We start from the raw sequence: 12917 nt of genomic DNA, 5'->3' as shown, positions 1-12917 counted from the left end.
CGATGTGTCAGTTGGTACGCAATCAAGCGGGTGTCAGCAATGCCAGATCAGGCAACAGAGGCCATCAGCATTGAGGGGGATTTGAATCGGAATCCAGCAGACTTGAGTTTCTGATTTGACACCCTGGCATTCATCGCCCGAGCACCTTTGAAATCTTGATTGGCCCAGATCACAGGTGGTAGACCATCGAGATCACAGATTTCGTTGGAGAGTTGCCGGCGGCTGAGCTGCATGTCGTCTACCAGGTTGTAGATGCCCTCTAAGTTGTTGTCGAAGGCAAATTGAACTCCACTGGTGATGTCGAGTAGGGAGCTCCAAGCGGGGATGCTATTGCCGTTTTTAGGGATCTGCTCTCCAGCAGCCTGCCTGATGATGCTGACCATGTCACGGCCTGGGCCATAGATTCCGCCTAGGCGCAATACGCAGATGGTGGTGTCCGGACGGTCGATGGAAAGCAACAGAGTTTCTGCTTCTCCAAGCATCCGGTTCACTGGATTGATCGCATCAAGTGATGACTCTTCATCGACTAAGTCTCCGTTCTGATTGCCATACACTCCGGCAGTACTGATGTAGGTCACATGCAGGTGTTGGCTGCTCGTCCTGCTGCGCAAAGCTCTGGCGAGGTTTCGGATGCCAGTAGAGAAGACAGCTTCGAGGTCGTCCATACTTTCTGTGGGCGCAACACTGATGAGAACTCCATCCTGTCGTTCCAGAAAGGTCAGATCTCCATTGGGATCTGTGAGATCAAGCACGTGTGGCTCATGCACCATGTCATGAAGTTCCCGGAAGCGTCGTCTTGATCGGGTTGTGCCGAGAACATGATGCCCGGCATATTTCATGCTGATAGCAACATCGGCACCTACATAGCCACAGCCGATCACAGCGAATGATGATTGCATAGCCCTTGATTCAGTCAAGAGATGATTAGATCTTTTGGGGGATTGATGTTGAAGCGGTTCCTACAGTTTTCCGATCGAATGATGCGCTTGGGATCCACCAAGATCTTTGCTTAGGTTGTTGGCTGAATGATACCAACAACCAGATGGTTGCCGATGATGCACATCTTCCGGCAATGCGGATGACAATGCATCATCGGCCCTGACGTTTGATCAGGTATAAACCTTGGCGATCAGCGGACCAGCTTGATCATCGGCAAGAACGGGAGTCACTTCCCAGTCGAGGCATTCGGCCCATTCGGCCGCATGCTCGTAGCAAGCCTCAGCATTGTCGGCTTCAACGAGGATCCATCCCTCGACGGATCCTGGACCATGAAAACGCTTCCATGATTTGCACTCAGGGAAGGGAGCACCAGTGGCCAGAAATTTTCTGGCAGCAATTTCGTGATAGCCGGTCTTGAACGACCAATGCATTAGGAACGTCATTGCAAATGCGGTTTTGGGGCGCTGGAACCATCTCACAAAACTGAGTTTGTGTCAGTCAATTTGAGTGTTCCTGAATAGACAGCCCACAAAGCAAGAGGTTGTGGACTGTCTTGCGCCTTGGCAACCCATCGGAAAACAGATCGACGTTTAACGGTCGCTGTTGAGGTAGGGCAGATCTGATGGTTTGGACAAGGTGAAGACCACAGCGGCTGTGATCAGGCTGCCGAAGGCGAGCATGGCGTAAATCCAGATCGTGTAATCGGACATCAGTTCAGCCCCAAAACGCCAAAGCTGATCTGGCTGAGGATGCCATGACCGGTGAGGGCCTCGGTGAGCACACCGATGACGAAGCCCAACATGGCGACGCGGCCATTCAGGAGTTCGGCCCGTGCCATGCGTTCGCCCTTGATTTGATCAGCAGCGGCTTGCTGGAACCATGCATCGTTTGCAGCTTGGACGGAATCCATAGAACTTCGAAGCGTGTAAAGCAATGTTACGCCACTTTGTAACGGAGTGCGAAGCGGCGTTGCTGTGTTGTCTCTTTGGGTTCTGGGAGTCTTGGCCGTGCTCTGGTGTGGGCCATGGCCAGCGGCTGCCCATCAGCATGAAAAAACTCCTGAGATGCTCGACCAGCTCAGGAGTTGGCGTCCCGTCCTAGGGCCCTGAGTCAGGTCTAAGGCGAAGCCATCAATCTCGATAGGTGGGGCTAGCCGCCCGCCCGTGTTCGGTCGAGGGTCGCGCCACTGCTTGCTCCTGTCTTGGTCCTGATCGTGCGGATCTTTGTGTGATTGCCAAGCGAGTTGCTTCGACTCCATCTATCCAAAGGAGAGTTTTCTCTTGATCTGTGTCGACCCCAAAGCACGACAGGATTCAGCATCTTGCTGATTCCATCAAGACCGGTCTTGACGGAGGCGTTGATGCCATTGCCGACAAGGTCAAGGACGCTCAGCTTTTCGCCGATGCAAAAGCCGATCAGATTGAGCGCAAAAATCAAGCCCTCAAAGTGAAGCTGGCTGATGTCCTGCGTTCCGCCCAAGCCAAGGGAGATGACATCCATGAAGGCATGCAGGAGCGCCTCAGCCAATGGGTTGCACAAATCGATGCCCAGTCCTGAACAGGACGTTGCCTGAATTCACTCGTTTGCCTCTCCATGACTGAACAAACCAAGCTTTCAATCCTGCTGCGTCAGGCGGCTCTTGGCGGTGGACTCCTTCTGGTGTCGACGTTGTCTGCTCCCTTGGCGGGCCAGAAGCCAGCCTTCGCCGGCACGCTGAACCGCATGACTCTGCCGATCGCAGAGCCGATGCCTGAAAAAGTCACCAAGGTGCTCCCTTCAGAGGTGCCATTGCCTCCCCAGTGGGAGGTCAAGGCACCAGCCAATGCTCCCAATGTGGTGATCATCCTTCTCGATGACGTTGGCTACGCAGCACCGTCGGCGTTTGGCGGCGTGGTGAACATGCCGACGGCTGAGAAGCTTGCCCAGAATGGCTTGCGTTACAACAAATTCCACACCACAGCACTCTGTGCGCCGACCCGAGCGGCGCTGAAATCCGGTCGCAATCACCACAAGGTGAACATGGGCTCGATTCCTGAAATCGCAACTGGATATGCCGGTAACTCCACCGTGGTGCCCGATTACGCCGTGCCGGTTGCAGAAATCCTCAGACTCAACGGCTACAACACAGCTGCTTTCGGCAAGTGGCATGAAACCCCAGGCCGTGAGACCACGGCAGCTGGCCCTCAGACGCGTTGGCCCACGCGTCAGGGCTTTGAGAAGTTCTATGGCTTCGTGGGTGCGGAAGACAACATGTGGGAACCCACCATTCACGATGGTGTCACCGTCGTGGATGCACCGAAGAAAGATCGGTATCACTTCACCGAAGACATGACCGATCAGGCGATCGGCTGGATGCGGCAGCAGAAGGCTATCAAGCCAGATAAGCCATTTTTCATCTATTACTCCTCAGCCGGTTCGCACTCTCCGCATCATGTCGGCCAGGAATGGATTGCTAAATACAAAGGCAAGTTCGATGAAGGCTGGGATGTTCTTCGCGAGCGCAATCTCCAGAATCAGATCAAGGCAGGGATTGTTCCTAAAGGCACTCAGATGGCCACGGCGCCAGACAGTATTCCCAAATGGGATAGCCTCACGCCACAACAGCAGAAAATCTATGCGCGTCAGGCAGAAGTGTTTGCTGCCTTTACGGAGCACTCTGATCATGAAGCAGGTCGTTTAGTCCAAGCAATCGATGACCTTGGCGAGCTTGATAACACCTTGGTGATCTACATCACTGGCGACAATGGTGCCAGTGTTGAAGGGGATCGAAGTGGTCAATGGAATTGGAACCACTATCTCAATGGTGTTGAAGAGACCCCTGACGAACAGGAGGCCAAGCTTGATGAGTGGGGTGGGCCTTCCACCTATCCCATGTATCACATGGGCTGGGCGATCGCCTTTAATTCACCCTTTGCTCTTTCTAAGCAGGTGGCGGGTGATTTCGGTGGAACACGCAATGGAACCGTGATCCACTGGCCTGAGCGCATCAGGCAGGGTGGAGGCATTCGCACGCAGTTTTCGCATGTGAATGATGTAGCCCCCACGATTCTTGAGGCGGCCAATCTGCCGATGCCAACAACGATCAATGGCATTAAGCAAATCCCAATGCAAGGAACCAGCCTGGTCTACACATTTGACAACCCAGGCGCTAAGGAAAGGCATAACACACAGTATTTCGAGATTATTGGCAATCGCGGCATCTATCACAACGGTTGGATGGCGCGGACAACAGTCATGTATCCCTGGATGGCGCCGAACAGAATGAATACGGTTGCAGCAGATGATGGTTGGCAGCTGTACGACACCACCAATGATTTCAGCTTGTCGAATGATCTTGCGGCTCAGTATCCGGATCGCCTTGCGGCCATGAAGCAGAAGTTCATGGAAGAGGCGATTGAAAATCAGGTGTTGCCACTCGATGATCGTCTTCTTGAACGTCTGGTGCCCTCTGTTGCCGGTCGGCCGACACTGTTAGGTGATCGGACGTCCATCGATTTGTATCCCTATGCCTGGAACATGGTCGAAGACTCGATCCTCAATGTGAAGAACGTGTCGAACAGCGTGACCGCCTATGTTGATGTGAAGGGAGGTGATGAAGATGGCGTGATTTTCTCCCAAGGCGGACGATTTGGCGGTTGGTCGCTGTACGTAGAAAACAACAAGCCCTCCTATACCTACAATTACATGGGTGAGCTGTTCACGTTCACAAGTTATAAGCCATTGCCTAATGGTCAATCTGAAATTCGTTTCGAGCTTGACTACGACGGCGGTGGTGTTGGCAAGGGTGCTGACGTTCGGATGATGCTCAACGGTGAAGTGGTTGCTGAGGGCCGTTTGGAGAAGACGATTGCATCGCGTTTCTCCATTGATGAAGGTGCTGATGTCGGGCTTGATCGTGGTTCCGCGGTCACGGTGAAAACCATTGGCCCTCGCCGTTACAGCGCCTATGGCGGCCAAATTGACAAGGTCACGATTCAGATTTTCCCTAAGCCCTCTGATCAGAAGGCGAACTGATTCGAGGCCATGCCCCACCCCTTGAACGCGATGATCACCATCCCTGCTGGGGAGTATCGGGTCGGTTCCGAGTCCTTCTACCCGGAGGAGTCGCCGATCCGCTCGATTCATCTCGAGGCTTTTGCCATCGATGCTGCTCCAGTGACCAATGCGGAGTATGCGCGCTTCGTTGCCGAGACCGGATATGTGACGGTCTCGGAGCAACCACCGGATCCCGTGCTCTATCCAAATCTGCCCCCGGAGGAGCAGATCCCAGAATCCGCCGTGTTCATTCCGCCACCGCCATCGGTGGATCGCAGCCAGCCGATGTCTTGGTGGGCTCTGATCGCCGGTGCGGACTGGCGCCATCCCCAGGGCCCGGACACTGCGATCGACGAGCGCATGGATCACCCTGTGGTGCATCTCGCCTATGACGATGCCCTCGCTTATGCGCAATGGATGGGGAAACGTCTCCCCACCGCTGATGAATGGGAGGTGGCAGCGCGGGGAGGACTGGTGGATCAGGATTACGCCTGGGGAGCTGAGATGACTCCCGGCGGCCGTTGGCTTGCCAACGTTTGGCAAGGGCCGTTCCCCTGGAGGAACGAGCAGGCCGATGGATGGTTCTGGACCTCACCGGTGGGCAGTTTCCCCGCCAATGGCTACGGCTTGGTCGACGTCTGTGGCAATGTCTGGGAATGGACTTCCACGCTGTTTCCCGTTGCTGATGGTGAGCAGGAACGTCGGATCATCAAGGGTGGATCGTTCCTGTGCGCTGAGAATTATTGCCATCGTTTTCGACCGGCTGCACTGATGGGGCAGACCGTCGACACGGCCACATGCCATATGGGCTTCCGTTGTGCGTCTGAATCAGCTTGATCAGCTTGATCAGCTTGAGAAGCGATCCCACACCATCAAACTGCCCAGAGCAAGATGCATGAGGCCTGCCGGCCAGACCATCAGGCCAGCGGCGATGCCTCGGACGGCAAAGCTGATGAGCACAATGGCCGCCACGCTGTTGTACATCATCAGCCCTTTCTGGCTCTGATCAGCACAGGAATCACCCCAGCACGCCACACCAAGCCCCAACAGGGCGAGTCCATACAACTGAGCGACGTGATCACCTCCTGAACCGAGGGGTGATCCGAACAGAAGTTGCATGACCACGGCAGGACAGACCAGGAGTGCTGCCCCAGTGGCTAGCTCGAGAATGGCACCGAGTTTGTACAGGTTGATCCGAGACAGTTTGGTCATGTTGATGGTGAAATTTGGCTCAATCAAAGAACAGGCGAAGGCCCAGGTTTAAGCCACTTTGCGTGACTGAATAGGAGTTGTCTGTTCCATTGCCGGCGTAATCAATACCCCAGTATTTGTAGGCGAGGGAGAGCTGGGTGGAGTTGCCGATTGTGTAGGCAATCCCTGCTTGCGCGGTTCCCGACATGTCTTGTTGGCCGCTGACGCCGAAGCCGGCTGCATCAAGATAAACAAAGGCCTGCCAGCGGTCGTTGAAGGCGTAGATCGCATTCATGCCGATGAGGGGACTCACCCATGTATTGGCAATGGTTTGGCTGGCTGATTGATTGAATTCTCTGCGCAGGTGTTTGTCGAGAAGCACGCCATCAAAGGTGACCTTATTCGAGAAGTTCACATCCACATCCATGCTGGCATCAACGATCCTTGCCCCTGCTAGCCCGATGAAGGCGAAGTCGCCAGGATCCATTCGCGGGCTTGGGATTGCACCGCCACGGTAGCGAAGTGCAAGGTCGACAATGGTTTGATTAAAGGTGTTGTCAACGCCGATACTTCCTTCTGATTTGACCCTGCGATTTTTGATGAGGTTGGGGAACTGGTCGGAGTACTTTTCGCTATTTCGGATCGGATTGCTCTCCTTCCAGCTGTAGGCAGTTTCAGATGTGTAAGAGGAGCCATGGTTGACGCCAAGCTGAAAGCCAAAGCGTCCGAATTCAATGCCAGCTCGACCGGTGAAGGCGCCTGTTGTTGGCGTCAGCACATCACGTAGGCCTTGGGATGCTGTGGGCGCCTGGTTGCCATCGACGGTGATATTGGTTGTGGTATTCCAGGGCAGAAAGCCGTAGAGGTCCACATAGACACGGGTGTCGTCGTCTTGCTCGCTCTCTTGCTGGTCGTTTGCAACGTCTTCAGACGCCGTCAAGATCACGGGGGCATCGTCCCACTTCTGCTCTTGTTGCTCAGCGAAGCAGGTTGTCGGATTAGCCAGGGCAAGGGCCATTGACATCGGAAGAGCAATGTTCCGAAGGAGAGTCATTGGTATGAGTGTGTTCGAGTTGGGAGACGGATTGCTGGTCTCCCATTGTCTCTTAACGCTAGGCGAAGAATCCGGAATGTCTATCTAGCTTTGAGGGCTGAATGATTCACTGACGGTTCTGATCTCATTGCAACCTGGGTTGTTACATTGCCTTTTTTGATCTGTGCACTTTTCGGATCTTATTGTTGTTTTGTCTGCCTAGAATTTGAGCCCTTTTGGGGTCGGTCAGGGCTGGCTGCTGTCTTGAGGCAGATGGCGGTCTTGAGGCAGATGGCTGTCTTGCTGTTGATCGCCAAGAGGAAGGCCGCCTCCCCGGGTGGGAAGACGGCCTACGTCGCTCGTTTGTGCATGGTTCAACCCCGTCACTGCAGAAGAGAGAGGAAGGGGTGAAGCGTCTGGCTATGGCGTCCCTGGGGCCATCGTGTCTAGGTGTGCGGCTGATGCAGCTCCGGGGCACCTGGGGCGGTGCAGTGGAGTGTCCAAAAGGACCAGCCTCACGAATGGGTGACTGTTGGAGCAGGGGCCAGAAAGTCAGTCTGCTTCTTGATCTTGCTCAGGTGGAGTGTCGGCTGTCATCAGCTCCTCCGGTCTCGATGCACGTAGTTTTGGTGTCGATGGCTACAAAAGCAATCGGCATAAAGGCGCATTGCCTCGAGGAGGCGGCCACCCGAATGTTGAGCTGATTTGTCTGCTGCAGTGGATCGGCTCGTCAGACTGATTTCTCCTGGTGTTTTGTCTGCCCATGTCCAGCGATGGTGACGAGCAGCTCAGTCGCTTGCGCACGGTGCTGGAGGTGGCCAGGCGTAATGGCAATCAGCTGTTTATCGAGAACATCGAACGCGAGATCAATGCGCTCGAAAAGGGCGACCCCTCTCCGATCATCGAGCAATACCTCGACGAGTCAGAGCGCGGTTGATGCTCGGATTGTTTAGTTTTGTAAAAGCGGTTCTGTTGGCCGCTTTCCGAGTTCTGCGTTTGCCCTGATTGATGACGACGCAACTTCTTCTCGTCACGGTCGGCGCTTTTTCGGCTGCCTGTTTGGCGCTTTGGACGGTCAGGCTGTCCCGTTCTGACGTGGATGGGATCTGATGGCCATCGATACCTGCAGTCGATAACCGCTGTCGAGAACAGCTGGCCACAAGCGATCGGTTTTGACGCGTTTCTCTGCGACTTCCCCAGTCTCCGATGATCAGGTGCAGTCGCTCCGAACGCGGGCATTCGTGCTCTCAATCTGGCCTGACTTTCTCAAGCCTGACGTCAGGCGTCTCGATGCAGCCTTATTTCGTTCTGGTGTGTCTATTCAGTGCTCGGCGACTGTGATGTGTCCGCGTAAATACGGAGTCACCTGGCCACTGATCAAGACGCGTTCACCCGCTACCTGACAGGTGAGCCTGCCGCCTCGTTCGGACAATTGGCGTGCCTCCAGTAGCGGTTTACCCAGCCGCTCGGCCCAGTAGGGGGCCAGTGCGCAGTGGGTCGACCCGGTCACCGGGTCTTCATCAATGCCGATCCCTGGAGCAAAGAAGCGACTGACGATGTCGACGTTGTCGCCTGGGGCGGTCACGATCACGCCTCGACCGTCGAGTGCCGCTAATTGCGGCAGGTCGGGCGATAAGTCGCGGATCTCTGCCTCGCTGGTGAACACCGCCAGCCAATCCGTGCCCCGTCGCACATTCAGTGGCTTGGCTCCCAGAGCCTGACTCAGGCCAGCTGGTGCTTCGCAGGGTTTCGTTGGCTGGGCAGGACAGTCGAGCGTTAGCTGTTTCCCCTCCCGTTGCACGTGGAGCGCTCCGCTGCGGGTGTCGAAGCGGAGCGTCCTCAAATCGCGCTCTTGACCGAACACCACATGCGCTGCCGCCAGGGTGGCGTGGCCGCACAGGTCGACTTCACAGCTAGGCGTGAACCAACGCAGCTGGAACTGACCTTCTCTTCCCACTGTGAAGGCTGTCTCGCTGAGGTTGTTTTCTCTCGCGATCGCTTGCATCAACGCATCGGGTAGCCAGCGTTCCAGTACGCAGACTGCTGCGGGGTTGCCGCTGAAGGCTCCTTCGCTGAAGGCAGCAAGCTGTTCGATTTGGATCTGCATTTAGGCCTAAGCGGGGCGAAGGATCCAACGGACTTGTGGATCATGGCTGAGCCGTTCCGGCCTGCTCAAGCGTGGGCGCTGGAAGGGCGGTCTGGTGTGATCCAGTGCGTGATTGACCGCCTCCCTTGCTTCGGGCTCCCCGATCTACTGGGCATGGCCTCGTCGAGAACCTAGGGGTTCGAGCCATTCGCTCACAAGCCCGGTGCGAGCGACCGTGGCTGGCGGAATACGGCAGCCAATATTGACTTCGCCAGCATCGATGAGGCGTCCGAGGCGGAGCGCTGTGGCTTCCTCGGTTCGAGTGAACATCGGCTGGTTGGTGGTTAGCCAGCGCATCTCGCCTTCCGTAATCACGCCTGAATAGAGGGACTCAAGAAAAACCTCGCCAACAGTCATGGGGCTTTGTAACGACTTCGTTACATTCTGGCGTGGGTCTTGGCTGGCTGTGGCTTTTGCCTGTATTGACCTGCTGAGGTTGAATCGTTGCGAGCGTCCGGAGGTCGATGGAGACAACGCCAGTGCAAGGCTTTCTGAGGCGTCTCGGCAAGGATCCGGTTCTTCAAGTGAAGGTCCAGGCTGCTGCCACTGCAGACGAGGTGGCGCTACTCGCCCAGGAATATGGCTATGAGATCTCCGGGAGTGATTTGTTGCAGCTCTCCGGCCAGTCAATGGATGGGGTGCGCATCAGCCGGATCGACCATCCCGGTGAATACCCAGGGCGCTATTACTGAGTGCTGCTCTGATCCAAGCAGGCACGGACGCGTTTGACGCAGAGCCCTGCTTCTGTCGCTGTGATTCCACTGAGGAGGAGAAGTCCCAGCAGACCGAGCAGCTGATTGTCTGGATCGGTTCCGGCATCTGCATTGGCAGACAGGGCGGCTCCAGCCACAAACCAGGCTGTCGCCAGAGCGGAGGTGATCCAATAGGCAGTCCAACGGCGTTGATAGAGGTAGCCGGCGCCCAGCCCAGGCACAACATTCAGGACAACGGCGACCCAGCCGGCTGAGACGGCGAGCACCTGTTCACGATTTGGTGGATTCATCACAGCGCTACAACGCTGTTGCACTCTGTCGGATCGATCAAACCCCTGCGTGGCGGCGACAGCATTCCTCTAATCCGGCGAGGAACTCTGTTTCTGGAGGTGGTTCCTTCAAGCGCGAGGCGCATTGAACGCAGAAGCGGATCCAGGTTTGGGCTGGGGTGCCCCCCCGTTCCATCACTCGCGCGTAAGCCTCGTCAAAGGCACTGCCCTCAATCAGCTCGCTGCCGATGGCTTGATACACCTCCTCCATGCCGTCGATCTGAGGGTCCGCATACACCGCCCTGATCTGTTGCTGCATCGTCATCTGCGATCGGCTCCTGCCCAACAGTCTTGTTGGTGATGCTTCAGAGGCTCCGGCCCGTGGCTTCTAGGACCAATCTGTGATTGGGTAAGGGCCATCTTGATAAGTCAGGGGTGATGGCTCGCCTACGTCGTTGGGCTATAGCAGCAGGGGGCGGGTGTGCGGTGATTGCTTCGGCTGCTAGCGCTTGGGCGGATCATTGCGCCATGCGGCCCACTGTCGAGGCTTTGGTGGCCCCCTGGAATGCTGCTGATCAGGAGTTTCTCGCTGGCCGCACCTCGATCGCCTACTACTTCGAGATGACTCCCCGGACCTATCGGGTTGTGTATGGCGATCCGCAGGGAACGATTACCGCGCGTTCGCCAACACAGACGTTGCGTGCTGATCCCTTCTATCGCGATGAAAAAGCACTGGGGATCAAGTTGATCAAGGCCACGGATCGCCTGATCGCACTCGATTTCCATGAAGTCTCACGGCCAGACGACGCTGATCTTGTGATCGTTGGTTATTGCGATGCCAATGACCGTAAAGAAGGTGCCGTTTCGCAGAATGTGGATGGCACGCAATACATCATGATCCTCAATGGTTGTCGCGGTATTGCCACCGGTTCGGAAGATCCGGTGTGGTTGTTTTTGCATGAATTTGGCCATGCGCTCGGTCTTGAACATCCCTTTTCCGATATTGATGGCGACTGTTTGTTCGATAACCGTCCCTATTCCACCGCTGCAGCCCATGCAGGCCACACGGTGATGGCTTACAAACCCCGTCCAGGTGGTCCCCCCAGTTTTTTCACCAATTACGACATCGCCGTTTTACGTCGAATCTGGGGAGCTGAGTAATCGTTGACGTGTCTTGATCCGCTGGCCAAAAGGCATGACTGGGGATGCATCCAATCGAACTCGGCATGATCTGAGACGACCATCCCATCCGTTGGAATGCGAGGCGGTGACTGCCGGTTAGAGAGATCTGCCAGGTGGAGGCGAACAACGACCAGAGGCAAGACACAGCTGAGTCTTGATCGCTTTGGTCTGCTCAGGGAAGAACTGAAAGGCGATGAACGACACACTCCCCATTGCGATTGCCACACCCATCAGCCCCGCTGCCAGTTGTAGGGGCATGGCGTAGGCAATCGCGAATGCTTTGGCCTCGTCTTTCCAGTGCACGGCGCTTGCTTGAAGAGCGAAAGCGTAATCCGCCCCTTCCGTGCCATCAACTCATGGATCACAGGTGCCATGCGGGCATCGAATCGTTCCTTTTTTGCCAGATCGCTTGCACTTGCACCGCCCTAGCTGCACTGGGAAACATTGAGCGAACACTTAGAGCCCAGGGCAATAGTTTTGTTCATGCCTCAATCAATCCATCATTGATTCAGCAAAGATTGCTGCTTTGATGATGGATTGGCGGCTCAACAGGCTTAATGGTCGTCCATGCTGACGTTGTTAGTGGGAAAGCCGAGTTTTCCCATTAGGTGGGACGCCTGCCCAGGATCGGCGGTGCCTCCGACTTCAAGGACAGGGTTCAGTGATTCACCAAGACTGTTCATGCCAGCAATGGGAGTAAGGCATTCCGTCAGGCAGGACGAACCACTAGGAGCAGAGGTGTCTCCGAGTCGACGATCAGCCTTCAATGATTCAACGGCGCTGCCTGGAGCAAAGGTGGCGGTTCCATTTTGATTGGCTACGGGTGTCAATGTGCTGGCACCACCGTTCGTCCAGATCTCGATTGCGCGCTCACTGCCTGTGATGGAGTCGCCGCTACCACCAGTTGAGAAACGGTTGTGCTCTTGTAGCAACACAATGTTGTTGTTCACCTTGAAAGGAGAGGAATCCTCACCATCCAAAAATCTGTCGGTTGGTCCAGGAACGTCAGCATTCGGTCCATTCTGGCCAGCACCCTGAAACACTTTTGGAGCGTGCTGAATATCTGGTTGTCGGTAGTCAACGATTGGATCAGCACCAGCTTCAGTCTTGAAATGATTGTCGCCAACGATGATGCTGCCTTTGTCGTCAACTCCTTGCGGCTTAAAGGCTCCTTCACCGCTAATTGGAGTGGCACCACGACCCTTCTCTTTGCCAGGCGTAACGCTGCCGAAGGATTCTGTTTGTGGTTGGAATGAAAACCAATCGCGGTAGTGAGGCATGGGTCGAAGCGGCGGTGGAGGCTTGTGTCCTCCTGACTCACACACCATCGCCGTGATTCGCAACCCACTCATTGACCGGGATCAAAGCCTTCTGTGATCTTGGTCACAGGTGCATGCTGACCGAGCCCC

At 55.6% G+C, this 12917-nt stretch carries 17 protein-coding genes; 6 read left to right on the top strand and 11 right to left on the bottom strand.

The features are described 5' to 3' along the window. Positions 1–47 precede the first annotated feature (47 nt). From SIB72_RS13470 to SIB72_RS13460, 3 genes are all read right to left on the bottom strand, one after another. A complete protein-coding gene (locus tag SIB72_RS13470) occupies positions 48–899 on the bottom strand; it encodes an NAD-dependent epimerase/dehydratase family protein (RefSeq protein WP_413744174.1) in 852 nt (283 codons plus the stop codon). A gap of 210 nt (positions 900–1109) precedes the next feature. Further along, positions 1110–1382 (bottom strand): DUF3303 domain-containing protein, encoded by a 273-nt coding sequence (locus SIB72_RS13465; RefSeq protein WP_115120394.1) that lies wholly within the window; start codon positions 1380–1382, stop codon positions 1110–1112. Positions 1383–1648: 266 nt separating this feature from the next. Continuing rightward, the gene (locus SIB72_RS13460; protein WP_115018742.1) at positions 1649–1849 is read right to left on the bottom strand and encodes a chlorophyll a/b-binding protein; all 201 of its coding nucleotides are present in this window, start codon (positions 1847–1849) and stop codon (positions 1649–1651) included. Between the two features lie 377 nt (positions 1850–2226). On the opposite strand from SIB72_RS13460, the gene SIB72_RS13455 reads away from it, so the two are divergent. Genes SIB72_RS13455 through SIB72_RS13445 form a run of 3 tightly spaced genes read left to right on the top strand, consistent with a single transcriptional unit; the run spans position 2227 to position 5811 of the window. Next, the gene (locus tag SIB72_RS13455) at positions 2227–2496 is read left to right on the top strand and encodes a hypothetical protein (RefSeq protein ID WP_115018743.1); all 270 of its coding nucleotides are present in this window, start codon (positions 2227–2229) and stop codon (positions 2494–2496) included. Between the two features lie 36 nt (positions 2497–2532). Beyond that, entirely contained in the window at positions 2533–4953 is a 2421-nt protein-coding gene (locus SIB72_RS13450) for an arylsulfatase (RefSeq protein WP_413744173.1), read from the top strand. A gap of 9 nt (positions 4954–4962) precedes the next feature. Then, positions 4963–5811 (top strand): formylglycine-generating enzyme family protein, encoded by an 849-nt coding sequence (locus SIB72_RS13445; RefSeq protein ID WP_413744172.1) that lies wholly within the window; start codon positions 4963–4965, stop codon positions 5809–5811. A 9-nt stretch (positions 5812–5820) separates the two neighbouring features. Here SIB72_RS13445 and SIB72_RS13440 read toward each other — a convergent pair whose 3' ends face one another. Next, positions 5821–6186, bottom strand: a complete 366-nt coding sequence (locus SIB72_RS13440) for a hypothetical protein (RefSeq protein WP_413744171.1) — start codon at positions 6184–6186, stop codon at positions 5821–5823. A gap of 19 nt (positions 6187–6205) precedes the next feature. Continuing rightward, on the bottom strand, positions 6206–7189 hold the full coding sequence (locus SIB72_RS13435) for a hypothetical protein (protein ID WP_413744170.1): 984 nt from the start codon (positions 7187–7189) through the stop codon (positions 6206–6208). 772 nt (positions 7190–7961) lie between these two features. Between SIB72_RS13435 and SIB72_RS13430 the strand changes: the two genes are divergently transcribed. After that, the gene (locus tag SIB72_RS13430) at positions 7962–8135 is read left to right on the top strand and encodes a hypothetical protein (protein ID WP_413744169.1); all 174 of its coding nucleotides are present in this window, start codon (positions 7962–7964) and stop codon (positions 8133–8135) included. Between the two features lie 384 nt (positions 8136–8519). On the opposite strand, the gene SIB72_RS13425 is transcribed toward SIB72_RS13430, so the two are convergent. After that, positions 8520–9305, bottom strand: a complete 786-nt coding sequence (locus tag SIB72_RS13425) for a PhzF family phenazine biosynthesis protein (protein ID WP_413744168.1) — start codon at positions 9303–9305, stop codon at positions 8520–8522. Positions 9306–9449: 144 nt separating this feature from the next. Beyond that, entirely contained in the window at positions 9450–9701 is a 252-nt protein-coding gene (locus tag SIB72_RS13420) for a hypothetical protein (protein WP_413744167.1), read from the bottom strand. A 107-nt stretch (positions 9702–9808) separates the two neighbouring features. On the opposite strand from SIB72_RS13420, the gene SIB72_RS13415 reads away from it, so the two are divergent. Continuing rightward, complete coding sequence (locus SIB72_RS13415) at positions 9809–10036, top strand: Nif11-like leader peptide family natural product precursor (RefSeq protein WP_115120402.1); 228 nt, start codon at positions 9809–9811, stop codon at positions 10034–10036. Here the strand turns inward: SIB72_RS13415 and SIB72_RS13410 are convergent. Both SIB72_RS13410 and SIB72_RS13405 read right to left on the bottom strand, forming a co-directional pair. Further along, positions 10030–10347, bottom strand: a complete 318-nt coding sequence (locus SIB72_RS13410) for a hypothetical protein (RefSeq protein ID WP_413744166.1) — start codon at positions 10345–10347, stop codon at positions 10030–10032. The two genes, SIB72_RS13415 and SIB72_RS13410, sit on opposite strands and share 7 nt — an antisense overlap. Positions 10348–10384: 37 nt before the next feature. Next, positions 10385–10651, bottom strand: coding sequence for a hypothetical protein (locus SIB72_RS13405; protein WP_413744165.1), 267 nt, complete (start codon positions 10649–10651; stop codon positions 10385–10387). 203 nt (positions 10652–10854) lie between these two features. Between SIB72_RS13405 and SIB72_RS13400 the strand changes: the two genes are divergently transcribed. Beyond that, positions 10855–11487 (top strand): M66 family metalloprotease, encoded by a 633-nt coding sequence (locus SIB72_RS13400; RefSeq protein WP_413744164.1) that lies wholly within the window; start codon positions 10855–10857, stop codon positions 11485–11487. Positions 11488–11604: 117 nt separating this feature from the next. Here SIB72_RS13400 and SIB72_RS13395 read toward each other — a convergent pair whose 3' ends face one another. Beyond that, positions 11605–11811, bottom strand: coding sequence for a hypothetical protein (locus SIB72_RS13395; RefSeq protein WP_115120406.1), 207 nt, complete (start codon positions 11809–11811; stop codon positions 11605–11607). A 251-nt stretch (positions 11812–12062) separates the two neighbouring features. Next, the gene (locus SIB72_RS13390; RefSeq protein ID WP_413744163.1) at positions 12063–12860 is read right to left on the bottom strand and encodes a hypothetical protein; all 798 of its coding nucleotides are present in this window, start codon (positions 12858–12860) and stop codon (positions 12063–12065) included. Positions 12861–12917 lie beyond the last annotated feature (57 nt).

Source organism: Synechococcus sp. MIT S9451 (assembly GCF_047304725.1).
GTDB lineage: Bacteria > Cyanobacteriota > Cyanobacteriia > PCC-6307 > Cyanobiaceae > Synechococcus_C.
The sequence above is the reverse complement of the archived record's forward strand: the minus strand, read 5'-3'. Positions and strand labels throughout refer to the sequence as shown.